Origin of the sequence: Verrucosispora sp. SN26_14.1, from assembly GCF_004307965.1 — a bacterium.
Classification (GTDB): Bacteria; Actinomycetota; Actinomycetes; order Mycobacteriales; family Micromonosporaceae; genus Micromonospora.
The window spans coordinates 13,107-37,544 of record NZ_SISL01000004.1; the positions used below are offsets into that span (position 1 = coordinate 13,107).

Annotated in this window: 21 protein-coding genes and 1 pseudogene; 8 read left to right on the forward strand and 14 right to left on the reverse strand. The window is 67.2% G+C overall.

The window, feature by feature from the left end; translation table 11 throughout:
- Positions 1-180 precede the first annotated feature (180 nt).
- Together EYA84_RS00670 and EYA84_RS00675 are read right to left on the reverse strand one after the other, a co-directional pair.
- Complete coding sequence (locus EYA84_RS00670) at positions 181-708, reverse strand: DUF6036 family nucleotidyltransferase (RefSeq protein WP_131051019.1); 528 nt, start codon at positions 706-708, stop codon at positions 181-183.
- On the reverse strand, positions 705-1,091 hold the full coding sequence (locus tag EYA84_RS00675; RefSeq protein ID WP_131051020.1) for a hypothetical protein: 387 nt from the start codon (positions 1,089-1,091) through the stop codon (positions 705-707). The genes EYA84_RS00670 and EYA84_RS00675 overlap by 4 nt, the downstream gene beginning before the upstream one ends.
- Positions 1,092-1,241: 150 nt before the next feature.
- On the opposite strand from EYA84_RS00675, the gene EYA84_RS00680 reads away from it, so the two are divergent.
- Positions 1,242-1,571 (forward strand): zinc-binding dehydrogenase, encoded by a 330-nt coding sequence (locus EYA84_RS00680; RefSeq protein ID WP_131051021.1) that lies wholly within the window; start codon positions 1,242-1,244, stop codon positions 1,569-1,571.
- Between the two features lie 162 nt (positions 1,572-1,733).
- On the opposite strand, the gene EYA84_RS00685 is transcribed toward EYA84_RS00680, so the two are convergent.
- From EYA84_RS00685 to EYA84_RS00710, 6 genes are all read right to left on the reverse strand, one after another.
- Positions 1,734-5,036, reverse strand: a complete 3,303-nt coding sequence (locus EYA84_RS00685; RefSeq protein ID WP_161594870.1) for an FG-GAP-like repeat-containing protein — start codon at positions 5,034-5,036, stop codon at positions 1,734-1,736.
- Positions 5,037-5,147: 111 nt separating this feature from the next.
- Complete coding sequence (locus EYA84_RS00690; protein WP_131051023.1) at positions 5,148-5,630, reverse strand: hypothetical protein; 483 nt, start codon at positions 5,628-5,630, stop codon at positions 5,148-5,150.
- A 155-nt stretch (positions 5,631-5,785) separates the two neighbouring features.
- Entirely contained in the window at positions 5,786-6,436 is a 651-nt protein-coding gene (locus EYA84_RS00695) for a response regulator transcription factor (RefSeq protein WP_131051024.1), read from the reverse strand.
- Positions 6,429-7,565 (reverse strand): sensor histidine kinase, encoded by a 1,137-nt coding sequence (locus EYA84_RS00700; RefSeq protein WP_131051025.1) that lies wholly within the window; start codon positions 7,563-7,565, stop codon positions 6,429-6,431. The genes EYA84_RS00695 and EYA84_RS00700 overlap by 8 nt, the downstream gene beginning before the upstream one ends.
- Before the next feature lie 3 nt (positions 7,566-7,568).
- A complete protein-coding gene (locus EYA84_RS00705) occupies positions 7,569-8,108 on the reverse strand; it encodes a hypothetical protein (protein WP_131051026.1) in 540 nt (179 codons plus the stop codon).
- Positions 8,105-8,989, reverse strand: a complete 885-nt coding sequence (locus EYA84_RS00710; protein ID WP_236145519.1) for an ATP-binding cassette domain-containing protein — start codon at positions 8,987-8,989, stop codon at positions 8,105-8,107. The genes EYA84_RS00705 and EYA84_RS00710 overlap by 4 nt, the downstream gene beginning before the upstream one ends.
- Positions 8,990-9,476: 487 nt before the next feature.
- Between EYA84_RS00710 and EYA84_RS00720 the strand changes: the two genes are divergently transcribed.
- The gene (locus EYA84_RS00720) at positions 9,477-10,286 is read left to right on the forward strand and encodes an IS701 family transposase (protein WP_236145528.1); all 810 of its coding nucleotides are present in this window, start codon (positions 9,477-9,479) and stop codon (positions 10,284-10,286) included.
- Positions 10,287-10,336: 50 nt separating this feature from the next.
- Here EYA84_RS00720 and EYA84_RS00725 read toward each other — a convergent pair whose 3' ends face one another.
- From EYA84_RS00725 to EYA84_RS00735, 4 genes and pseudogenes are all read right to left on the reverse strand, one after another.
- A complete protein-coding gene (locus EYA84_RS00725) occupies positions 10,337-10,873 on the reverse strand; it encodes a hypothetical protein (protein WP_236145530.1) in 537 nt (178 codons plus the stop codon).
- A 49-nt stretch (positions 10,874-10,922) separates the two neighbouring features.
- Positions 10,923-11,210, reverse strand: a pseudogene (locus tag EYA84_RS33225) (transposase family protein); the annotation flags it as partial.
- Positions 11,211-11,594: 384 nt separating this feature from the next.
- The gene (locus EYA84_RS00730) at positions 11,595-12,176 is read right to left on the reverse strand and encodes a hypothetical protein (RefSeq protein ID WP_131051030.1); all 582 of its coding nucleotides are present in this window, start codon (positions 12,174-12,176) and stop codon (positions 11,595-11,597) included.
- A gap of 11 nt (positions 12,177-12,187) precedes the next feature.
- Entirely contained in the window at positions 12,188-18,988 is a 6,801-nt protein-coding gene (locus tag EYA84_RS00735; RefSeq protein WP_236145529.1) for a polymorphic toxin type 28 domain-containing protein, read from the reverse strand.
- Between the two features lie 594 nt (positions 18,989-19,582).
- On the opposite strand from EYA84_RS00735, the gene EYA84_RS00740 reads away from it, so the two are divergent.
- Together EYA84_RS00740 and EYA84_RS00745 are read left to right on the forward strand one after the other, a co-directional pair.
- Positions 19,583-20,107 carry an HAD domain-containing protein gene (locus EYA84_RS00740; protein WP_236145520.1) on the forward strand — a complete coding sequence of 175 codons (525 nt, stop codon included), beginning with the start codon at positions 19,583-19,585 and terminating at the stop codon, positions 20,105-20,107.
- A 38-nt stretch (positions 20,108-20,145) separates the two neighbouring features.
- Positions 20,146-20,796 carry a hypothetical protein gene (locus tag EYA84_RS00745; RefSeq protein WP_131051032.1) on the forward strand — a complete coding sequence of 217 codons (651 nt, stop codon included), beginning with the start codon at positions 20,146-20,148 and terminating at the stop codon, positions 20,794-20,796.
- Positions 20,797-20,851: 55 nt separating this feature from the next.
- On the opposite strand, the gene EYA84_RS00750 is transcribed toward EYA84_RS00745, so the two are convergent.
- On the reverse strand, positions 20,852-21,445 hold the full coding sequence (locus tag EYA84_RS00750; RefSeq protein ID WP_131051033.1) for a hypothetical protein: 594 nt from the start codon (positions 21,443-21,445) through the stop codon (positions 20,852-20,854).
- A gap of 100 nt (positions 21,446-21,545) precedes the next feature.
- Complete coding sequence (locus EYA84_RS00755; protein WP_131051053.1) at positions 21,546-22,190, reverse strand: alpha/beta fold hydrolase; 645 nt, start codon at positions 22,188-22,190, stop codon at positions 21,546-21,548.
- Between the two features lie 300 nt (positions 22,191-22,490).
- On the opposite strand from EYA84_RS00755, the gene EYA84_RS33230 reads away from it, so the two are divergent.
- The 4 genes from EYA84_RS33230 to EYA84_RS00770 all read left to right on the forward strand — a co-directional run bounded on the left by EYA84_RS33230 (position 22,491) and on the right by EYA84_RS00770 (position 24,332).
- Positions 22,491-22,667: a hypothetical protein gene (locus tag EYA84_RS33230; RefSeq protein WP_236145522.1), complete on the forward strand. Its 177-nt coding sequence runs from the start codon at positions 22,491-22,493 to the stop codon at positions 22,665-22,667.
- A gap of 108 nt (positions 22,668-22,775) precedes the next feature.
- Positions 22,776-22,961 carry a hypothetical protein gene (locus EYA84_RS33235; RefSeq protein ID WP_236145523.1) on the forward strand — a complete coding sequence of 62 codons (186 nt, stop codon included), beginning with the start codon at positions 22,776-22,778 and terminating at the stop codon, positions 22,959-22,961.
- Positions 22,962-23,122: 161 nt separating this feature from the next.
- Entirely contained in the window at positions 23,123-23,317 is a 195-nt protein-coding gene (locus EYA84_RS00765) for a DNA-binding protein (RefSeq protein ID WP_131051034.1), read from the forward strand.
- A 202-nt stretch (positions 23,318-23,519) separates the two neighbouring features.
- Entirely contained in the window at positions 23,520-24,332 is an 813-nt protein-coding gene (locus EYA84_RS00770) for a tyrosine-type recombinase/integrase (protein WP_201272251.1), read from the forward strand.
- The last annotated feature ends 106 nt before the right edge of the window (positions 24,333-24,438 follow it).

A 24,438-nucleotide genomic window follows, 5' to 3' on the forward strand; every position in this document is an offset into this window, starting at 1 on the left:
AGTGCCTGGGTGACGTGGATCTGGACGGTTCGCCAGGCGTGACTGAAGTCAGTCATGGGGTAGGTCAGGCCGAGTAGCGGCAGTGATCGGGCAGCGCCGAAGAGTCCGGCTCACGCCTGGTGCAACTCCAAGAGAACTGGTTCCGAGGCGTGCGGCGAGTGCTGGGACCGCTGCGCAGGCTCATTCGAAGAGTTCGCGGATGACTCCCATTGCCCGTGGTGAAATCACCTCGTCTGGGTAGAAGTCACTGCACAGGCGTACGGCGTCGTCCACCGACTCGACGCCGGCCAGCGCCGCCAAGGTACGGAGATCGTCCACGTCGCGGGCCCGCGCCGCGAGTGCTTTCATCGCGAAGATGTGCTCCGGCGAAGCCGCCATGACGCGCAGCCCGGGATGGTCGAAGACCCGCCGTCGGCCCGGATCGGTCTTGCCGGAGACGTAGACACTGGCTTGCTCATTGAGCCACCAGGGCGGCAGTCCCAGGTCGTCGGCCACCGCACGGGCCTCGTCGAGAACCACGCCGTGTGGGACGAACATCGCATCGACATCTCGGGTCACCCGCTTCGCGTCATAGGCCAGCGCCATCGCGGCACCACCCACCACGAAGATGTCAGCCACGACGCCACGGCGGACGAGCCGCTCGCCCAGGCGGGTGAACGCACGCTCAAGTTCCGCGCGCCCCATCAGGACGCCGTCCGACCCGCTCACGCCGCCGCCAAATCATGCACCGACACATACACACCATGTTTCCGAAACGCCGCCGGAGCCCAAGCCAGAGCATCAGCGCGGTGGATGGCCAGCTCGGCCGGGAACCAGGCCCGACGCAGCACCCGAGTCTCGACCCACGCCGGCGGAGCAAGATCCGCCTGCGCGAGCAGATGCTCCGCGAGCGCTGCCAACAGCGCATCCCACCGCACGTCCCCGGTGGGCCCGGGCTCATCCTGCAACAGACCTACCTTGGCGTCGGCTGGCTCCCACCGATACTCCTCCAGGAACTCCCACACCAGCTTCCAACGGATCCGATCGCTGTCCGCAGCCGCCAGATGGGTCGCCAACACCACCAGGCTCATCGGTTCGTAGCCGGTACCCACCGCGCACCTCACCTCCGAACCTCAAGGCATAACCGGATGCAGCCTATCGCTCCCCCGCTGGCGAGCCCCGCAACACCCTACCGCTGACCGCCCCGACCAGTCCTTGTCGGCTGCCGGTGAGGCATCACGGGTGGCTTGATCCTCGCTGATATGAGAGACGCCACCACCCCGATCGCCGGCCGAGCCGACCGCCCCGGCCAGACCGGCCCGTCCGGTAGTTCGCTGCCGGCCCTGATCGACCTGACCGGCAACCCCGACCGGGTCCTGACCATCTCGGACTTCGCCGTCGCGGCTGAACTCGGTACCCGGATCACGTATATCGACATGCGCTTCGACCTGATGAACGAGATAGCCCGGCTGGCCGGCAGTGGCGTCCTGACCGTCACGATCGCCCGCACCGTCACCCTCGACGCCATCCAGGAGGCCGCCGAACTCAGCTGCTCCGGGCGGCCCGGCGGCAAACTCATCCTGCTCCCGTAATCGGAGGACGACCCGCCGACGGAGGGCACGTCGTCTTGGCTGCCGTCGGTACCCATGACGACCCTCGCCCCCGCCGAGCGTCTCGGCGTGGAGTTGGCGCAGTCGTGGCGCGACCGTCACCCGCCGGACGGGGGCGGGTGACGGTCGCGCTCGTTGAGAGAGTCAGCAGGGCAGCCGGTTGGCCACCTCCAGCAGACACGGATCGAAGGTGATGTCGACGTCTGGGGCGGTCGGTGCGCCGGGCATCGGCGTCTGCGACGCCGGCTCGTTCACCACGTACCCGTGGAAGGTCCACGCCTTGATCCGGCCGTCCGGGCTCTCCACCAGGTAGTCGGCCCGACGGTCGCCGTTCAGGTCGGCGAACCTGACCTGCGAGCCGCTCGCCCCGACCCCGGAGGCGACCAGTCCGTCGAAACGCCAGGTGAAGCGGTTGTTGCCGTACGCGTTGAGCCAGGCCCAGGCGCGTCCGGCGGCGTCGACCAGCAGGTAGTCGGCCCGGAAGTCTCCGTTGAGGTCCGTCAGGTGGATCTCGTCGCGCACCGGGTGCGGGCCCGGCGCGATCGACCCGGCGTAGTCCCAGCCCCACCCGGATGCGGTACGCCTGTTGAGCCAGGCCCTCACTCCGCCGTCGTCGCCGAGGACGAGGTAGTCGTCCTTGCGATCACCGTCCATGTCGGCGAACCGCACCTGTTCCTTGGGTGCCTGGACACCCGGGGCGATGACACCGACGTAGTTCCAACCGAAGCCGCCGTCGGGCGTGTACCTGTTGAGCCATGCCCGGGTCGCGCCGTTGTCGTCGAGGACGAGGTAGTCGTCCTTGCCGTCGCCGTCCACGTCGGCGAACCGGACCCGGTCCCGGCCCGGAGTGGTGCCGGTGGTGATCGCTCCGGCGTAGTCCCAGCCGTAACCGCCGCCCTGGCCTACCCGGTTGACCCAGGCGGCGACGCTGCCGTCCGCGCGGATCGCCACCCAGTCCGCTCGGCCGTCGCCGGTCAGGTCGACCATGCCGCTGCGGGTCGTGGGGTCCGGGTTGCGGCCGATGACGCCCTGCCAGTCCCACACGTCCGGGCGGCCGTACCTGTCGTTGAGCGCGGCGGCGGCCCGGCCGGCGGAGTCGACCAACAGGTAGTCGTCCTTGCCGTCGCCGTTGATGTCGGCGAACCTGACCTGGTCGCGGTTCACGCCGGCGGCGGTCAGGGTGCGGCCGTGGTTCTGCCACACGATGCTCGGGGGTCGGGTTCCCGGTGCCTGGACGGTCAGGGCGGGAAGCGTGTTCAACCAGACGTTGACGTGCCCCTCGTCGTGCACGACCAGGTAGTCGTCCCGGGCGTCGCCGTTGACGTCGGCGAACCGGACCCGGTCCCGGGTCGCGTTCACGCCGCTGGCCACCTGCCCCATCGAAGACCACCCGTACGCGCCGGCGGTCGAGTACGCGTTGGCGTACGCGGTGACCCGGCCCTGATCGTCGACGACCAGGTAGTCGTCCTTGCCGTCGCCGGTCATGTCGGCGAACCGCACCTGGTCGCGGGTGGCGCCGACGCCGGTGGCGATCACCCCGGCGTACGACCAGCCGAACCCGCCCGCCGGGGTGAACTGGTTGATCCACGCCGACACCCGGCCGGTGCCGTCCACCACGAGGTAGTCGTCGAGTGCGTCCCCGTCGACGTCGGCGAACCTGACGTTCTCCGGAACCGCCCCCACCCCGGTCGCGACCGTCCCGCGATACTTCCAGCCGTACCCGCCACCGAGGGTGTGCGCGTTGGTCCACGCCTTGACCCTGGCCTGATCGTCGAGCACCAGGTAGTCGTCCAGGCCGTCGCCGTCGACGTCCGCGAACTGCACCCGGTTGCGGGGTGCGCCGACGCCCGGGGCGACGATGCCCTCCCAGCGCCACCCGGTACCGGACGCGGTGCTGCCGTCTGAGATCGAGTCGGGCGCCTTGCCGACCTCACCAGCGCACGCGTCGGCTCTCCCACCGACCGGGTCGACGATGGTGCCGGCGGCGCGGGCGGCCCGGACGGCGCCGAGAAACGCGTCGGCCATCTTGCGGTAGCCGTCGGCGTTCGGGTGGACCGAGTCGGTCAGGTCGTCCCGGGTCACGGCGCTCATGTCGACCACTCGGACCCGCTTGCCGGCGGCTGCGTGCTTGGCGACGATGCCGGGGATAGCCCGGTTGTACGCCTGCACCTGGTTGTTGGTGCCCGCGTTGTACGCCGGCACGAGCTGCGCCACCAGCAGCGTGGTCTCCGGGGCCAGCGTGACGATCTTGCCGATCAGGGCGTCCAGCCGAGCCGGAGCGCCGGCCACCTCGAAGTTGCGCGACATGTCGTTGGTGCCGATGTGCAGCAGCACCACGTTCGGCCGGTAGCGCGGGATCGCACACTCCACCAGCCGGTCGATCTGGTCGATCCGCCAGCCCGGATGGCCCTCGTGGTTCTTGTCCGGCAGGGTCCCCGAACTCTGCGAGCCGACGAGGTCGAGCACCGCGTCGTCCTTCAGCCCGTCGAAGAGGCGTGCGCGATATCCCGTGCCGTCCGGGTTGTCGACACCGACGCCGTAGGTGATCGAGTCACCGAGCGGCATCACCCGCAACGCGGCCAGCCCCCGCGGGATCGCCGGGACCGGCGGGGCGGACCTGATGAACTTGTCGTACAGCGCTTTGTAGACGGAGCCGAGGTACGTCCTGCACAACGGGCAGACCCGGCCGACACCACTCGCCATCCGGTCGATGACGGCCACGACCTGTCGGAAGAACTCCCCCTTATCGTCCACCACCTGGCCGACAAGTTTCCACTCCCACAGGCCGGCAACCCCGGCGGCGACGAGCACGGCAATGACATCAGCGCCCCAGGCGTGCAGGTCGTTGATCAGGCCGGTCCTCGCGTTCTCCGCAGTACGACTGATGAAGTTGGACAGTGCCTCGCCGAAGGTGGCACAGGTGGCCACCACGACCGGGTCAGAAGCGACGTGCCCCCGGTTGACGCGGTAGTCGAGGCAGGCTGCCTCCAGGAAGACCCGCAGGACATTACCGACGATCGACATTCCGGCCGACGCCCACTCTCCTCCGTTCGCGTCCGGTGGCGTGGTGTCCTTGATCTCGATCGTGGTCGTGTCCGTGCCCTGATGGAGCTCGATCTCCACCTTCTTCGGCAGCGTGCCGTCCGGGTTCGCGTTGTACTTCTTCCTCAGGCCGCACAAGATGAGCTCATCGGCGGTCTTGTCGGCGATGCTGCCGACATCGCAGTTCAGGTCCCGCTTGACCAGCTCGTCCGGGTCGAGCGGCATGTCGTCGGCATCGAGGTCGTAGTAGCGGGCGGGGTAGGCGCTCGCGAGCGCCCGCTCGACAAAGTGTTCCTGCTCGGCCGGGTAGCGGACGTCGAATCGCCAGGTGAAGTCAGCGGCGGCACGTGCCGGAACCACGACGGCGACCGGGGCCAGCACCACGGCGAGAAGCGCACTCAACACGCTGCGGACAAATAGGGGGATTTTTGTTTTCATCGGACTTCCTGTCTGCGGAAAGGGGCGCGACTGGGCCGCGGACGCCGGTGGCGCCCGTCACGCGATTCGGGTGTGGGGCTAGTCGACCGGGGCGGCGGTGGCCGGACTGGCCAGGGCGACGATCGCGACCGCGGTGCTGTCCTGCACCAGCAGGACGCGGGTGGTGTGCTGTTCGGTGCCGGCGTCGGCCTCGGTGGCCCAGACCTTCAGCGCGGCCTGCGACGCGTCGGGCAGCGAGATCTGCTTGTCCCTGGTGTTCACGACGACGGTGCCCTTCGGGCCGTCCAGCGCCGCGCACATCGCGGTGTTGTTCGCCTCGACGTACCACGCGTCGGTGCCGCACGGCAGGCCGAGACCGCCGAACCAACCGTCGGTCTGGCCGCGCTCGGCCGGTTCGCTCAGCTCGTCACTGATCAGATAGACGTCGACAGTCGAGGCGCCTTGCGGCAGCTGGGCAGGTCCGGCCGGCCAGCCGATCCAGGCCACGAACGCGGCGACGAGCACGGCGACCGAGACCGGCACCCAGATCACGAGGGGGTTGACGCGGGTTCTGGTGGTCATGACACATTCCTCTTCCGGCGCGACGCGGGGTGGGTTTCTCCTGCTCAGAGGCCGTTTTCATCGACCTCGTCGATGGGAATGACACTACGGACGCCCCGCCGGGCAGCCATCCGACCACGGTGCTCATCCTGAGTGGTACCGCGGTACCACACGACTCAGACGAGCCCGTTCGTGTGCGCCCAGATCACCGCGTGCACCCGGTCGCGGGCCCCGAGTTTGGCCAGCACCCGGCCGACATGGGTCTTCACCGTCGACTCGGACAGGAACAACTCCCCGGCGATCTCAGGGTTGGACAGTCCACGGCCGATCGCGACCAGCACCTCGCGCTCCCGGGCGGTCAGCTCCTCCAGCAGGCCCGTGCCCGCCGGGTCGGGGGCCCGCCCGCCCTGGTAGTGGTCGAGCAGGGCGCGGGTGATCCGGGGCGAGACCACCGCCGCGCCGGCTGCGACGGTGCGGACCGCGTCGATCAGGTCGGCCGAGGGCGCGTCCTTGAGCAGGAAGCCGCTGGCCCCGGCGCGCAGGCCGGTGAACGCGTACTCGTCCAGGTCGAAGGTGGTCAGGATGAGGACCCGGGTGCCGGGACAGTTGGCGACGATGTCCCGCGTCGCCTCGATCCCGTCCATGATCGGCATCCGGACGTCCATCAGCACCACGTCGGGGCGGCGTTCCCGGGCCAGCAGGGCACCGGCCCGGCCGTCGCCGGCCTCACCGACGACACGCAGGCCGGGTGCCGCGCCGAGGACCATGGCCATGCCCTCGCGCAGCAGTTCCTGATCGTCCACGAGCAGCAGGGTTATCTCAGACATCGGCGCCTTCCGCGGGATGGGGCAGGCTTACTCGGACGGTCCACCCGACCACCTGACGGCCGGCTTCGACGGTGCCGCCGTACATGGCGACTCGTTCGCGCATCGCGTTCAGACCCTGCTCGCTGCCGACCGACGGGGCCGGCGTGGTGCCCCGGCCGTCGTCGGCGACCATGATCCGGATCGGGTCGTCGCCGTAGTCCAGGTCGACCAGGACGTCGGTGGGCCTGTCGGCGTAGCGCAGCGCGTTGGTCAGCGACTCCTGCACGACCCGGAACACCACCCGCTGCAGACCCGGTGAGGACGGATCCGGCCCGTGGCGGCGCAGGGTCACCGGCAGGCCGGCGATCCGGAACGTCTCGATCAGGCTCTCCAGGTCACCAGGAGTGTCCGGGGTGTCCTCGCGCAGCACGCCGAGCAGCCGGCGCATGTCGGTCATCGCCTCCCGTCCCAGGGCAGCGACCCGCTGCACGGCCTTGCGGGAACGCTCCGGGTCGGTGTCGGCGACCGCGGTCGCGCCGTCGGCCAGGCGGACCATGATGGTCAGGTTGTGGGCGACGATGTCGTGCATGTCGTGGGCGATCCGCACGCGCTCGCGGGCGGCGGCCAGCTTGCCCTCCTGCTCCTTCTCACGGGCCAGCCGGGCGGCCCGGTCCTCCAGTGACCGCACGTGCCGGCGGCGGGTGGCGACGGTCGCGCCGACCAGCACCGGAATGATCACCGCGAGGCCGTAGAGGCCGATGAAGGGGCCGAGCCCGTAGCGGCCCTCATGCTGGAAGGTGACCACCCCGAGCACGGCCACCGAGAGCACCGCGCCGATCGTCGCAGCCCGCAACGAGCGGTGTACCACCAGCGCATACATCACCACGGCGAACGCGATCAGCTGGGTGTCGCCGGACAGGACGTCGCCGGTCACCGTCACCGCCAGCACCGCCCACGGCCACGACCGCCGCCAGATCAGCGCCAGCGAGATCACCGTGTTGACGGCCACCGCCCACCAACTGGCGCGGGTCATGTCGCCGGTCAGCATGTCGAAGTCGAGGCCGGCCGTGAGGCTGACCCCGACGACGATGACGGTGGCCAGGTGGGGATGGTGGGCCCAGAAGACCCGGATCCCGGTGTCGGGCTCCACGGGTCAGAGGTTCCAGAAAGCCGTCGACGGGTCGGCCCCGACCATCATGCTCACCACCATCAGCACCAATCTGACCAGCAGGACGACGCTGAGGGCGAGGCTGACAGCGGACGCCGTGTGCTTGACGACGAGCGTGACGGCGAACGCGAACAGCGCCACGAGCACGCAGTATCCGATATCGACGGCCCACCGGCCCACGACTGTGCCATAGCGCACATCGACCGGCGTCACGACAGCGTACGCCAGCATCAGGCACACGGCCCCGAGCACCGCCGCGACCACGGCCACCACCAGGGCCTTCGCGGTCATCACGGCGACCCGGCGAGGTGTGGCCAGGAAGGTCGTCCGGATGGTTCCGGTGGCGTACTCCGCACCGGGCACGACAGCCGCCAGCACGACGATCACCGTCTGGAGGACCACAGGGGCCAGGAGCCCGGACACCGCCGCGGCCGAGGGGGTGAGGACCAGCGCGGTTGCCGCGCAGATCCAGAACGATGTCAGGGTACGGAGTTTCAGCCACTCGGCGGCGACGAGGCGGATCATCGGCCGCGGGCCAGCGCCAGGTAGACGTCATCGAGGCAGGCGTCCACCGGGGTGTTCTCGATCAGCAGGATCCCGGCGCGAGCGGCCAGCCCCGCGATGTCGGCCGAGGTCAGCCCCGTGATCTCCAAGCGGCCGTCCGGGCGCAGAGCGACGGCCGCGCCGTGCCCACGCAGCAACTTCTCCAGGTCGCCCGAGCGGTCCGGGCGGACCCACACCGCCGGGACCGTGTTCCGTGCGATCACCTCGGCCGCCGGAGCGTCGGCGAGCACCCGGCCCCGCCCCAGAATGATCAGCCGGTCGATGTCGCGGGCCAGTTCCCCGGTCAGGCGGCCGGTGACCAGGACGGCCCGGCCCTCGCGGGCGAGCGTCCGGAGCAGGGCACGCAGCCAGGCGACACCGTCCGGGTCCAGTCCGGCCGCCGGATCGTCGAGCAGCAGGGCCGGCGGGTCACCCAGCAGCGCGCCGGCCAGGCCGAGCCGCTGCCGCAGGCCGGGAGAATAGACGCCGGCCCGCAGCCGCGCGACGTCGGCCAGCCCGGTCAGCTCCAGGACCTCATCGGTGCGGCGGTCCGGGATCCCGTGGGTCCGGGCGAGGATCCGCAGGTGGTCGCGGCCGGTGCGGCCGGGATGGGCCGGCGGCGGGGCGAGCAGGACGCCGACCTCCCGCAGCGGGTACGCCAGATCACGGTAGGACCGGCCGTCGAACAGGCACCGGCCGGACGTGACCCGTTCCAGCCCGACCATCAGGCGCAGCGTCGTGGACTTGCCAGCGCCGGCCGGACCGAGGATCCCGTGCAGGACACCGGGTTCCAGGCGGAACGACACGTTCTGCACTGCCGAGACGCCGCCGTACCTCCTGGTCAGGTCGTGAACTTCGATCACCGGGCCGACGTTACGGACGGTCGGGCGGCCCGCCATCCGACCACGGTGCCCATCCGGCGTGGTACCGCCGTACCACGCCGGGGGATGTCGGCGCTCACTCGATGTGTGCGCCCACGCCTACCTCGCCGTCACCGCCGCCGCCGCGTAAGAGGGGCACCAGATCCGATGACGACCTCATCCCTTACCCTCGGCGAGTTCCGCCGTCTCCTGGCACACCTGATCACCGCCACCCGCCCCTTCGACCACATCCATCGATGGTCACGATGGCAACGACGACACCAATGCCGCGCTAGAACAGCCCACTACCAGCGAAGACTCCACCTCCACCAGATGCTGCTGGAGTACTAGTACTCCAGCCGCACTTGCCTGATCTGACGTTTCAGCAGCTCGCGGGGATGATCGACGTCGGAGTTGCGGCCGCCGTATAGCTGCGGATGTCGATACTATCCGCTGGTGCGACGATCCCGCCCGCCGCGCCGAAGCTGGCATCGAGGCAGGCGTCGGGTTCGCCACGAAGCCTGCGCTGGGGCTGCGGATGGTCGAGCGCGCTGTCGCGGCGGGGCTGCCGGCGCGCTGGGTGACCGCGGACGAGGCATACGGGCAGGACTCGAAGTTTCGGACGTGGTTGCAGCAGCAGCGCGTTGGCTATGTCCTTGCCGTGCCCCGCAACCAGCGAGTTCCGACCACGGCCGGCAACTCTCGTCCGGACGTTCTCGCCGCCGCCGCGCCGGCTCTGGCGTGGAAGGGTCGTAGCTGCGGCGACGGTGCGAAAGGGCCACGGCTTTACGACTGGGCCGTGGCCTCTCTGCCCGGCACCGTCGACGGATACGGGCATTGGCTGTTGATCCGCCGCAGCATCACCGACCCCACGGACCTGGCCTACTACCTGTGCTTTGGCCCCGCAGGCATCCCGGACGAGGATCTGATCCGCATCGCTGGGACCCGGTGGGCGGTCGAGGAGTGTTTCCAGACCGCCAAGACCGAGGTTGGTCTGGATCACTACCAGGTGCGTCGGTACGACGCCTGGTACCGGCACATAACGCTCGTTCTATGCGCCCACGCCTACCTCACCGCCACCGCCGCGCAGGCCAAAAAAGGGGGCACCGAATCCGATAACGGTCTCATTCCTCTTACCCTCGGCGAGGTCCGCCGTCTCCTGGCACACCTGATCACCACCACCCGACCCTTCGACCACATCCATCGATGGTCACGATGGCGACGCCGACACCAGTACCGCGCCAGAACGGCCCACTACCAGCGAAGACTCCAACTCCACCAGGTGCGGCTGGAGTACTAGACCCTAAAGGACGTCTCGTAACTGGGCGAAGGTGCTGCCCGGCGCCGGCGCTACGCGCCGCGCCGCGCCACCGGACGATCTACCGCGCAATCCGAATTGGGGGCCCCGGCGGCGGCGATGTTGGTGACGCCGGCGGTGCGGAGTGCGCCGATGGCGGCGGTGCGTAGGGCGGCCATGACCTGGGGTCCGGTGCCGATGCGGATCTGGCTGCGGTCTTCGTCGTAGGTGACGTCGCGGACCCAGTGGACCTTGTTCTCGATCGACCAGTGGTTGCGGATCCAGCTGGCCAGTTGGGCGGGTTTCGCCTGGTGGACGCGGAGATCGGTGATGGCGTAGACGGTTTCGGTGGTGAAGCGTTTCGGCTGATCGAGGCGGTGTCTGCGGCGGCGGACCTGTAGAGCCTGGACGGCGTGCGGAAGGTCGATGCCGGTGGAGCAGGACCACGCCGGTGGTCTGGTCGCAGGCAGCGAGAACGTGCCGGGCTGCGGTATCGGTGGTGCGGGAGCCGCGCAGGGTCTTGCCGTCCACGGCGATCGCCCGCCGCGCCGTTGACGGCGTAGTCGTCGACCGTGCGGCGAGCCAGACACCGATCGCCCTGGTGAGCTGCTCCGGGTCCAGGGCCTGAAGGAGTCTGCGGATCATTGCCTCCGACGGACGCCGGTCCGGTGCGATGCCCAACGTCAGCGCGGTCGCGGCCGGGACGTCGGCGACCCACTCGGCGATCGAGGTGTACGAGCGATAGCCGGCCACAACGGCGCACACCGCCGCAGTCACCACGACCGCCAACCGGTGCCGCACGCCCCGACGGGCGCGAGGATCCGGCAGGCCGGCCAGCGCAGCGGCCAGCCCAGCAGCGGTTTCGGGCACCGTGACAGCCGGTGCGCAGGGCAAGGACGAGATCAGCGATGATGGCAGCGCGGGCATGGCTCACTTCGGACGATCAAGGCTTCGACACCCTGATGATCATCTGAACCGGCCATGCCCGCCTTGCTGCCCGCAAATCCGGCGCTTCTCAGCTGAATGCCTCATCTCGGACACGTCCACGACTTTGCCGGGCCCTGCCCCTGCGGACTGGCAAGCTCCCGGAATCACAAGCAAGATTCAACTTCTAACACACGGTTCTCGAACCCTGTAAACCGGGGTTGTCAACGACTGTCAAGATTTGGCGCTGACCTGCGCAAACAACCGGCCATGGTGATCAACAATTGTCGCCACCGGTCAACCGTTGGCTGGGGTTTCTGGGGGCAAACGGGGGCACTAGGTGCTTCCAAAGTTTGCCACCCGAGTTACAAGCTGAAGGGCACGGACCTATCCCGCCAGGGGATCGACTCTCAATCTGGCATTCGCACGCTGCAAGATACTTTGAGCCCATTCGCGGCCCTCTTCTGCGCCTCGCGGAAATACTGCCGTCGCACGCGGCTCCCCAAGCGCCCTAGCAAGCGCCTCGACAGCAAACCGGCCACTCAGGTCAAATTCATACGATTCCGCCAGTTTGATTATTTTGTCAAGCAGGAATTGGTCAGATGCCGACCTCAGATACTCCCCTGTCGCAGATATCGCCGCCTGCTTCAGCTCATCCAGTGAATCCCATTCCATTCCATTCAACGCCTTAACAACTTCAGAACGGTACCGGCGAAAGAGCTTCCAGTGCACACAAAGAAAATTGAGAGCTAGAGCAGCGACTTGCGGGTCGGGCGAGTAGCGAATATACCGAGCAGCCAAATCCTCGTGCTCGCGCGCGCCAACCCTCAGGAGGACATAGAGGAGACGGTAAGTTTCCGAACCGCCAGGACCACGCAGCACTTCGGCAACCCGCCCGACCTCACGATTCGAGACTTCTCCAACTTTTGCGCGTCGAACCAAATCTTCAAGATCTAAACGTTCATCCATTTGCATCACAATCAGGGCCTCGGAACGAACTTCTCACTATGGTCCAGCATCCTACTAGCGCGAGAAAGATCAGCCATCAGGGATAGGCGGTCAGCATCGGAAACTCCGGGATACGCCAACTGTCGATTAATTCTATCGATGACATTCAGTAGCCCGCGCTGTGCATTTCTAACTTCGTCGATATGATCCCAAGGAGTTCCGTTCGCCTTTCTTTTTACCACCTCGCCTGCGAGCTCTCGCCGAGCAGCGTCCAAGTCGCGAGGCGTCAGGTGAGTCTCAAGGTTGTCTAGTTTCCCGCTGAAGATCCCGCACCGGCTCGTGTTGTGCACGAGGACCGGGACGCTGCCGGCGAGCACATAGTACGTTTGGATGTCGGCGATCGTGAGGTTATAGGCAAGGGCTCGCCATGCGGATGCCGATACGCTCTCGGTAATCGTCGCAACTTCACCATCGGGGGTAGCGAGCTGGTGGCCGGGCTTGAGAGCCGCGGCGGGCCGCCATTCGCGATCCGTCTGGTTCCAGAACGGATGGTCTTCGGTCGTTGCGAGATCAGCGCCTTCGATGCCGAGGGCGCGGAGGTCGTCTTCGTGGGTCCAGACGTGGGTTATCTTTCGCTTGCCGCTTACGCCAACCCCTGGGTCGGTTGCGTAGATTTCGTCGCCGACTTTGAGTTCACTGATCGCTTTTGTGGTTCCATCCGCGAGCAGGACTTTGGTGTCACTACCGAAACTGCATGCGGCTCTCGCGGCATCAACCGCGTTTTCCGCGCCCCGCAGTCCTTTCACGACGCCTTTCAGAAGATTGACAGGGAGGAGGCTTGTTGCCGCCCATACGCAACTCGATCCACCGCCTTTTGCGCAGTCCCTTACGTCGGCGTATCCGCTGATTTGCGCTATGAACTCTGCTCCGGACTCGACTCCCCCCGGGTCGGATTGGGCACAGGATTTCGGATTGTTGTTGCACCAGACTCGGCGCAGCAGATCGTCCTGGCGGTACGACGGGAGTTCGTCGAAGTAGGTGCCGTAGAGGTGGAATGAGATGAGGTTGGGTGTCCAGATCTCCTGGACTCCTTCTTCACCTCCCAGGGTGGAGTTGCCGAGGCCGCCGCGTGAGCCGCCACCTCCACCGCCGTTACCACCACCGCCGTTACCACCACCGCCGTTGCCGCCGCCGCCGTTGCCGCCGCCACCGTTGCCGCCGCCAGGTGCTCTCGGTTCGGTTCGCCTGCATTCGCCGTCTTCGCAGAAGATGAGGCCGGTGGGATCGGCGAAGGTGATGGGGTTGTTGTTGGAGTAGGCGTAGCCGTTCCATTGTTGCGGGTCGGCGAGGTCCTGGATGGGGTCGACGCTGATGAATCGTCCGGTGGTGGGATCGTATTCGCGGGCGCCGAGGTGAGTAAGGCCGGTTTCGTCTTGGGTTCCTCCGACGTATCCTCGGGATCCGAGGAATATGGACGGTGGTGTGGTGCGGTTTTCGCCGTAGGGCAGCAGTCTTTTGCGGGTGGTGGTCAGGTTGTCGGCGTTGATTTGGACCTGTTCGGTGCCGTGGTGGTCGCCGGTGCTCCAGACGAGGCCGGTGTGGGTGCGGACGGCGATGGTGCCGCTGACGTTGCTGTAGTAGCGGGTGCCGTCGGTTTGGGTGGTGCCGGCGTTCAGGGTCAGTTCGGTGGCGCCGAGGTAGAGGGTGGTTTTGTCGGGGGCGCGGCTGATGAGGCGGTTGCCCTCGGTGTCGTAGATGTAGGTGGTTTCGTCGGTGCCTTCGGTGACGGTGTCGAGGCGTCCTTCGGCGTCCCACACCAGTTGCTGCGCCACTCCGCTGTCGGTGTGGCGGGTGAGGGTGTTGCCGCTGCTGTCGTAGGTGAAGGAGCGGGTTGGGGTGGTGGCGAGGGGGCCGGTGGCGGTGATGTTGGTGACGGCGTGGGGTCGGGTGGCGCCGGGGCTGGGGTGCGTGTAGGTCCAGGTGGTGTTGCCGGCGGGGTTGTGGTCGGTTTGGGTGGTGCGGTTGCCGACGGTGTCGAATTCCCAGGAGCGCCAGTAGGGGTCGATGGCGCCGCCTCGTTGCGGTGTTTGGTCGCAGGTGGTGGTGGCGGGGGTGTTACCGGTCCAGGCGGTGGTGAGTCGGCGGAGGGGGTCGTAGCGGAAGCATTCGATCTGGTCGGCGGTGCCGTCGGTGCTGCCGAGGATCGAGGTGATGTTGCCGATGGCGTCGTAGCGGTAGCCGGTGGCGTACTTGCTGGTAAAGGTGCCGGGGCTGCTTTCGAGGTCGATGTTGGTGGCGTCGAGTCGTCCGGTCTGCTGGTCGATGGTGTGGGTGAGGCGTAGCCGTTTGCCGGTGGCGCCGAGGAGGAGTTGGTGGGTGGGGCCGTGGGCGTAGTAGCTGGTGGCGGCGACGTAGGTGTCGAGGCCGGTCATGGTGGTGGGGTAGCCGTTGTTGTCGTAGCCGAAGGTCAGTGTTTCGGCGGGTAGTCCACCGATGGCTGGCTGGGTGCTGGTGGTGACGTTTCCGGCTTTGTCGTAGGTGAGTGTGTTGGTGTAGGTGCCGGCGAGGGCACCTTCGGCTGGCGGGATTGTGATGCTCGTGCCGGTGGGTTGGTACCGGTCGGTATAGCCGGTGACGGTGGTGGTGTAGCTGCCGCCGACGTCGTGGCGGGTGGCCGAGGTCAGCTGTCCCTTGGCGAGGCTGTCGTAGACGTAACTCGCCAGTCGGGTGCCGGTGCCCACGTCGCCAGACCAGCGCGCGGTGGTCCGGGATTTGCCGTCGTACTGGATCGAGAGCTTTTGCCCGCGGCCGTCGATGGTGTAGGAGAGCCGACCGGCAGCGTCGTAGTGCTTAGAGCTGGTGCCAGCATCCGGGTCGGTCTTCTGAGTTGGGCGGCCGGCGAGATCATAGGTGTTGGTCCAGGTGTTGGCGGCTGGGTCGACGACGGCGGTCAGTTGGTTGAGGAGGTCGTAGGTGTAGGTGGTGCTCTGGTAGGTGTTCGGGTTGGTGGCTGAGGTGTACTGGTCCAAACGGGTGACGTTGCCGCGTACGTCGAGGTGGCTGACGGTTTTGGTGCCTCCGGCGGGGGGCACGGTCATGACGCGGTCGCCGTAGTAGGTGGCGGTGGTCTGCCGCCATGCCGTGCCGAGTTTCTTGTCCACCTGGGTGATGGCCCGGTTGAGGTGGTCGTAGCTGGTCTCATGGACAGCCGGGACGGTGGCGAGGCTGGGGTTGACCAGTCCGGCCCCCGCCGGGGAGGTGTTGTGGAAGGGGGCGGTGGTGGTGGCGACGTTGCTGCGGGCGTCGTAGGTGGTGGCGGTGACGATGCGTCCGCCGTTCGGGCCGGGCTGTTGGGTTTCCCTGACCCGGCCGAGACCGTCGATGTACTGGTAGGAGTTCAGGTAGACGGGGCTGCCGCTGTGGGACTGGAGCGTTTCGGTCCTGGTGCGGGATGGTGCGGTGGGTTGGCCGGTGCTGCTGGAGGTGATCTGGTAGCTGAACCGCAGCGACGGCACCCCGGATGACTTGGCCTGCCCGGGTAGGTACACCTCGGTAAGACGGCCGACCGGGTCGTAGACGAAGTCGGTGACCTTGCCGTTCGGGTCGGTGATCCTCGAGGGCTGCCCGGTGTGGCGGTCGACCAGAGTGGTGGCGCTGTGGTTGAAGCCTCCACCAGTGGCGCTCGTGATGCCGTTGTCCGGCCAGTTGATCGCGGGGCTGTAGCTGGTCGTCGTGGTCAATCCGACAGAGTCGGTAGAGGTCAGGATCCGACCCGTGTTGTCGTAGGTGCTCCGGCCGCTGGAGACGTAGGTGGTCGGATTGTGGTAGGTGCGGACCTCGGCGACGTTGCCGTCGAACGGCGTCTGGGAGCCTTCGACGGTGTAGGTGTCGTAGAAGGTGACGGTGCGCGACAGGAGTGTTCCTGAGCCGCAGGTGTCGCCGGACCAGGTCTCGACCCGTTCCGGGTAGTTGACCAGGTAAAAGGAGCCTGGCTCGTTGCGTCGGGCGTAGGTGTAGGAGGTGCACGTGTTGTCGGCGACGCCGGTCTGGTGGTACTGGTGGAAACGCACTGGTAGGCCGTACGTCGCGTCGTAGACGGTGTGCTGGGAGGTCTCCCGCCAGCTGCCGTCCTCGAGTTTGACGCGGTGGTTTTCCAGGCCGACGCGGACCTGGCGGGGGTTCCACCAGCCGGGGCCGTTGAGGTTGCCCTGGATGACGTGGTCGTAGCGGGTGCTGCCGACCTCGGTGTAGGAGGCGTTGGCGGGGTTGGCGTTGTAGGTGGTCATCCGGTACTGCTGGGTCTGCAGGACCCGTCCGGCGCGTGCGTAGTGGTCGTCGTAGGTGTTGCCGGCCCAGTCGGTGACGGTGGTTTCTTTGAGGCCGCCGCCGCTGCCGGGGTCGTAGTAGTCGTGGTACATGCCGCGGAAGAACGTCGATGTCGACACCGTGTACTTCGACGGGTCCGTGCCTGAGCCCTGCACGACGCGGACCTTGTTGTAGCCGGCGAACAGGTTCCACGTCTCGTGTTCGTCGGCGACCAGCGGGCTGTGGGGGGTTTTCCAGGCCGGGGTGCCGACGGAGTAGTCGTACTGGGTGACCTGGTCCGGTGAGCCACCCACCTGGTCTTTCACCACGACCTTCTTGACCAGGTACTTGTGGAAGATCCCGAAGCCCGGGTCCGCGCCGGGTGGGGTGTGGAAGATCGGGTAGCAGTCCTGTGTGTTGACGTCCCAGTTGCCCTGCTTGCTGTTGTGCCAGGTGGTGTAGCCCGACTGGTTCGACCCGCCCTGCGGACACGGCCGCTGCGTGCCGTAGGTGACCTCGGTACGGCCGCCCATGCCGTTACGGGCCACGAGCAGCCGTGGCATCCGCATCGCCGACACGCCCAACCCGGCCTCGTCGTAGTCGACCCGACCGTCCCGGTAGTCCGGCTGTACCCCGTCGACGTAGTCGAAGTTCACCGGCGGCAGATCGATCTTGTTCGCGTCCGCGCCGATCAACCCCACCGGCCGGATGTAGTCCAGGATGAACACCCGCTCCGTGAGCCCCGGCGGGTTGATCACCTTGTACGACAACTGCACCCGACCGACGTTGTTCCACGCCGCCGCACCCGCGTTCCACTGATACGACGTCACCCGATCGAGGATCCGGCTGGTGAAGAACGACTGGCTGTAGTTGCCGCACGACGACGACCCACAACTCAGATCAGCAGGCACGTCCGGATACGACGACGGGCTCGACGACATCGACGGACACGCCGCCGGCGTGTTGTTCAACGGGTCGTCCTCGGCGGTGCGTTCCACACACCGGCTCGCCCAACTGAGCACCGTGCGGCCGACCGGGACCGCACCCGCCTCGGTCGAGTTCCTCGCGTACTGGATCTCCGACAGGTAGCCACCACGGTCGTACTCCAACACCGACCCGGTCAACGCCCGCTTGTAATGGTTCGTCTCCCGCGTCCACGACAACACCGTGTCGTTCTCATTCGCGTCCCGAACCCGGTCCAGGTTCCACCGCCACGGATCCCGACACGAACCCGGATACGAGCCATGACACGGCTCCCCCGCCTCATCGCCCAGGAACGACATCTTCCACACCGAATCCCGCTCGAACCCGAACCGGTACTCCGTGCCGTCCTGCGTCCACACCTTCCAGTAGCCGTCGTCCTCCGCACCACCGGCAAGGAACTCCACCCGCCAACCCAGGTCATCGACGGTCTTCCACACCCCGGTCGTGGTCTTCACGATATGCGTCGACTGACCCTGCAACGAGATCGTCATCAACGCCGAGCCCTGATCGTTGGTGGCCGCCTCACCATCATGGTCGTCCGGCGACTCCCAACACATCTCCGTCGGATGCGCCGGACACGGCTTGTATGCCCGCTCAATGAACCCCGGCGTGTACGACCAACCCAAGCCCACCGGACCCGACTGGTTGTTCGTCCCGTGGGTCATTCCGTCGACCGCCGACGAGCTGTACGACAATCCCAACCCCAACGCACGTCCGTACGGCAGCGGCGGTTCCGGCAACGGATACGAGTACGAGAACGACCCCGCGCTCTCCCCTACCTGCCACGAACCCGACTCCTTCAAGTCAGTCGCCGTGTACGACCCCGTCGACCCACCCGACGTCGACGCCGCCAACGCGTACACGCCCGCCGACGCCACCGCACTGTCCGTCGCGAATCCCGAGAACACCCCAGTGCGACCACCGGCACCGCTCGGGTCACCACCGACGTCCACCACCGCCGTCAGCTTCTGCGCATGCGGATCGTTCACCGACGACACCCACACCGGACCCGCCGAACACTCCGGCACCTCCGGCGTCGACGCCGCACACTCCGGCAACCGCACCAAGGTCAACCGATCCGCGAACGAACCACCGAACGCCTGCGCGAAACCCGAATAGTCGATCTCCACCCGCACCGCACCAGTGGCCGTCGACCCATCCGCCCGCGCCAACGAATACAACGGACCCGCATTACCCAACGCCACCGACGCCGCCCGGTCGAACGCCCGCACCCGCACCGCACCGACCTCATCGACGGCGACACCACGCCCCGCCACACTGTCGCCTGCCTGCGCCACGGTCACACCGAACGCCTGCCGCGCAGCAGCCTCGTCCTGAAGATCGAGCACCGTCTCACCACCGGCCGGGAACTCCGCCTCCGGCAACGGCTCAGTCACCGCATGCTCATCGTCCGGATCCGGGCCCTGCTCCACCTGCCGCAAACCGCGACTCGCCACCGACGCCGAATCACCCGGCGCTAAGGTCGGCGCAGCAGCCGCCGCCGGCTCCCGCACCTGCACCACCGGCAGCAACGCCGCCAGCACCGCCACCGCCAGAACTCCCGCCCTGACCCTTCCACGTACGCCAAAACGGTCAAATGCGGTGCCCCCGCGGCGGCCAGCAAGCATGGCAACACTCCCCGTCGATCAAGAAAGTGATCGACACGCTAGACATCGCCAAGCCTCGACACAAGACCTCACCGAGGTGACCCGAACGAAGGTCCACCAGGGACAAACACTCTCCGCATCGACAGGCAATGTTCAGTAGCAGACCCGCCGCCACTCCTTACCGACTCAAAACGCCCAGCGCCCACCAATCACCGCCTGACCGAGGCCAGCATCCTCACGCACAGCGATCTTGCAAAGAGTTTCGCTCATTCGCCGCCGGCAGGAGGTGAGGTGGGCTGCCCGGTCGGTGGCGCCCCGACGTAGTCATGGTTGGGCGGCCTGCCGTATCGCCCAGGGTTAGGCCGGCCATGTGCCGGCGCTCGTCGAGGTCGTGTCCGTCATCAACGCCACGCGGAGTGCGCCAAGTCAGCGCCTTGCCCTGCATCCGCTTCTGCCGCAGGACGCGCTACGTCAGGTTCGGGTAGCTGGCCGCGACGATCGCTGACCGCCGACGAGCGGTACGGTTCGGCGGTGTCTGCCAGCGACGGAAGACCGCTGATCTTTGTTGACATCGACGGTGTGCTCATCCCGCTTCGGGCCCGGCCGGGCGCTGCCGGTCGTCAGCGCAGCGGCAGCGCGGGAGACGGCCCCGACTGCTACGGCAATCCCCTGCTGGATCGTCTTGATCCCGATGACGGTGGCCGGCTCCTCGCCTTGCCGGGTGAGCTGGTCTGGGCGAGTACGTGGATGGCCGAGGCGAACGAGGTGGTGGCACCTCGGCTCGGCCTACCTGCTCTGCCCGTCGTCGACTGGATCGACGATGACGAAGAACCACCGAGCGGGGTGCACTGGAAGACCGCGTCGGTGGCGCGGTGGGCGGCAGAACGTCCATTCGTCTGGCTCGACGACGAGATCACCGACGCCGACCGGCGATGGGCCGCCGCACATCACCCACACCCGGCGCTGCTGAACCGTGTCGACCCGCACGTGGGACTGACCGACCTCGACCTCGCGGCAGTGCGCCGCTGGCTCGACCACGGGGAACAGACAGCTTGATCCGCTGGGCCATCCGTCGCGTACCGGCTCGTCGGCTCATGGCCGCGACGCGGTGCGGCACGGATAACCAGGGTGACGTCTGCGGGCGAATCGGCGATGGTGATGCGGTGCGGATCGCGGACGATATGAACGACGACGAGAACTGGACGGGTGGCTTCTACGAACTGTGCCTGGTGCTCGGCGCATCTGACGATGCCACGGTCGGCCGGGCTTTATCGTGCCTGTGGCGTGCCGCCGACGTCCAGGGCTGCCATCGTCTTCGCGGCGACGGGACCGGGTTCGCGGCAGTCGACCTTGGCGTGGTGGCTCTCCACGAGCATGGTCACGTACGCGGAACGCTGACGCTGCCCTCGGGCGCCCGCGTCGTCTGCGGTGCTTTCCTGTCCCGGTACGAGGGGACGGATACCTTGGAGCTTTACCTACCGCTGGGCGCGCTGGCCCCAGTCGACCGCCGCGTCGGCGGCTACCCCTTCGACGAATCCAGCGGCGTGGAATCGTCGACCTGGCGTAGCCCGCTCGACCGGTGGCTGGCCGACATCGCGATCGCCGTTCACGGCGAGGTGCCGTTCCACCGTGCACTCATCGGTTTCGAAGTCCATGAGGACCACGGCAACAACGGCGACCAGCGCTATCACGCGATCCTGACGCCCAGCCCCGACGGCATCGAGTACCGCCCCGCCAGCACCTGAGACGCGACGCGCCATTCGGTACTCGCGCTGCTTGGCAGTATCTGGGACATGAGTCCTACAGGCCTCGTGGGTGTGCGGAGAGCCAGTCCTGGTGTCGGCTCCGCAGGGCGTCACGGTCAGCGGTGGTGGGCAGGACGATGTCCATGCCCCCGTCGTACGGGTGATAGAGCCAGCTCAGATCTACGTCACAGACAAGGACGTTGCCGATGACGCCGTCGGATACGTGGCGTAGCAGCGGGTCGAGGCAGCCGGGCGACCAGGTTGTTTCGCTGGCATAGAGATGCATCCAGCTTTCGAAGCCCGGCTCGTCATCGATGCAGTTACTCGTCCAATATGCCCCGGACCGGTGCGCCTCGATGGTTTCAGCTGATCGGCCGGGTTCCCGCGGGTCGGGCTGGTCCGAATAGCCAGCGGTTATCACCAGCACGGCGGGGCCGGTCACCAACTCCGCCAAGACGGTGTTGTGTCGAGCCAGAACGATGCCGTACTCGATCTCCGTGTCGGGGTAACGCTGCGAGCCTGGCAAGGCGTGGAACCGCACCCACTGGTCCCGGATCTCCCGCACTTCATAGGGCAGCTTCGAGCAACCCGGCCACCGTTGGTCCCACAACGTCGACAGCCGGTTCGCATCCACTACGACGTCGATCATCGGCCAGTACTCGATATCCAGCAATAGGAAAACCGCTCATGCCGCGATGCGGTGCCGAAACACTGAGCCGTCAGGGCCGTGGGACAGGCTGCTGGCGCCTTCAGTGCAGCAGGTACGCGGTCAGCCGGTCGGCGAGTTGCTTCGGGTGGCTGAGTGCAATGGAGTGGCAACCGTCGAGCTCATCCGGGGTGATGCCGAGTCGCTCGGCGGCCACCCGGCGCTGGAAGTCCGCCAGGAAGAACTGGTCCTCGCGGGCGATGAGCACCTTCGTCGGCGCGTCCGGCCAGGCGTCCAGGGGCCACGGCTCGTTCCACTCCGCGCTGACCTGGTCCCGGCCATGCGCCGCGGCCTCCGCCACGATTTCGGCCGGCACGCCGTTGTAGAACTGCTGCTCCTCGCTGAGCCCTTCCACGCTGCGGTAACCGGTGTTGTCCCACCAGTCCCCGGGCCTCTCACCGGGCTGCGGGATCATCGGCGTGAGCAGGACGATCAGCCGCACCGGCAGCATGTCGGCAATCAGCGGCGCGGTGAACGCCCCGTACGAGTGTCCGACGACCACCAGGTCGCCGCAGTCGCCGACCGCGCTGACGACCGTTTCGCGGAACTCGGCAAACCCCGCAGACCTGTCCTCGATCGGCAGTTCCGGCACCACCACGTCATGGCCCGCGGCAGCCAGCTCAGGGATCAGGAGATGCCAGTCCCAGGCGCTGCCCCCACCGCCGTGGATCAGAACGAAAGTCGCCATGCCCGAAGCCTCACACACGGGTACGACAGCCAACCACACGGCCCGGTTCGCCAGCACCAGGTCAGCCGCCGAAGACCTCACTCGACCAAGATGGAGACCCCCAACCTCAGCGCTGTTCCCGTATCGACCGGATCTGCCGCACCAGGTGTGCGTCATCGAAGATGACGCCGGTGCCGGTCGCCGACGTCCCGGACGAGCCGATGAGCGGATGCCGACGGACTGGCCGTCTGCATGACACCGGATCTGCCCTGCAGGCGCTGGCCGACAACGGTGCCGTCGGCTGGGTCATAGGCTTGCCGGGTGACGGACGAGGAGACTACGGAACGTATCATCGATCGCCTGCTCCTAGCGTTGGCGGCGCAACTCGACACGTCGGGGGGACCGGCTCTGGCGGCCGGTGCGGCCGAGGCGCTCGCCGACTTGAGCAGAGCCCAGGCCGATGTCATCTTCGGCCAGGCAGGCCATCTGGTTCACTAAGGCGCGGACACCGAACCGCTGAAGACTCTCATCCAGGCGATCACGGCCATCCAACGCGATGAGGCTCCGGCGGATGCTGCGGTCAAGCCGGGTGACGAAGTGCGATTCGTGGGTGAAGCGCCGGAGAGTCTTGCCGACTATGACGAGACGTGGTTGCGCGAGACCAGGTTCGTCGTCCGCTACGTCGGTAAGAACGCGATGGTCGACGTGCAGCCAGACCTGACCGAGGGTTACATGATTGCGACGGTGCCGGCCGACAGCGTGGAGCCCATGCGGAAGGAGAGCACTCCGTAGCATCGCCGCATCCGCTGAGGTACGACTGTCGTCCATGCGGCCGGGGGATACGTCGGCGACAACCATCATGCAGGACACACTGACGGCGAGCGTGCCCGCCCACGTCCGCTTCTGCCGCGACAAGTGCATCGGAGGTGGGGTCGGCGGTCTAGCATCGAGCGGTGAGTTTGTCCCTTGACACCTTGCCGAAGATCGGCGCACCTGCGACGCGGGCGCTGGACGCTGCCGGCTACACCGCGCTACGCCAGCTCGCGGGTGTGCCGCGCGCGGAGCTTGCCAGGTTGCACGGCATGGGGCCGAAAGCACTGGACATCATTGAGGCCGCCCTCGAACAGCACAATCTGGGGCTGAGCTGACGACGGCCTGACCCGACGTGCCAAGTGGACCCCGACGCCCGCATCTGCCGCTCGGGGTGGACTGGTGTTCATCACCGGTGGTGACGCACGGTGATGTATGGCTACCTCTCCTGCTTCCGCGTCTCCTGTGGTACCGGCCGATCAACTCGTTGTGCGCGCCGCGGTGTCGGCCTTCCTGGGCCGTTACCGCGGCCAGACTCGCGTGCACACCGAGTCCGACCTACGTGTCTTCCTGCGCTGGTGCGCCGACCACGACCTGGACCCGCTCACTACGGCGCGGGTGGACATCGAGCGGTACGTGCGATCGCTGCAAGACATCCGCCGGTACCAGCCATCGACCGTCTCCCGTCGGCTGTCCGTCGTGGTCGGCTTCTACCGGGTCTGCGTCATCGACGCCATCCTGGAACACTCGCCCGCCGACTACGTCCGCCGACCCACCGTGCCAGCCGAATCACCGACCCTCGGACTGGGCCACCTACAGTTCGAAGCCCTGATCACCACCGCCCGCAACTCCTCGAACCCGAACGACTTCGCCCTGGTCGCGCTCCTGGGCCTGCTCGGGCTGCGGATCTTCGAAGCCTGCGGGGCGAACATCACCGACCTCGGCGAGGAACACGGCCACCGGGTCCTACGCGTACACGGCAAAGGCGGCAAGGTCGTCCTCGTCCCACTACCGCCAGCCGTGGCCCGAGCCATCGACCGGGCCGTCGACGACCGCAACGCCGGGCCGATCCTGCGCAACATCCATGGTGGGCGGATGGACCGGCACGCCGCCACCCGCCGACTCAAACACCTCGCCCACGCCGCAGGGATCCAGATGCCGAGGATGCACCCGCACATGCTGCGCCACACGTTCGTGACGACCACGCTCGACGCCGGCGTCAGCCTCCGCGACGTGCAGATCGCCGCTCGCCACGCCGACCCGCGCACCACCATGCGCTACGACCGCGCCCGCAAGAACCTCGACCGCCACCCCAACTACATCCTCGCCGCCTACATGGCCTCCGGAACATGATCAGCCACTCACGGCTTTGCCGAGTTGAGGACGCAGGACCGCGACACCACGTACACATCCTGCCCGAGCCAACAGATCCGATTGAACTCGATTCGGCCCAGTCGGA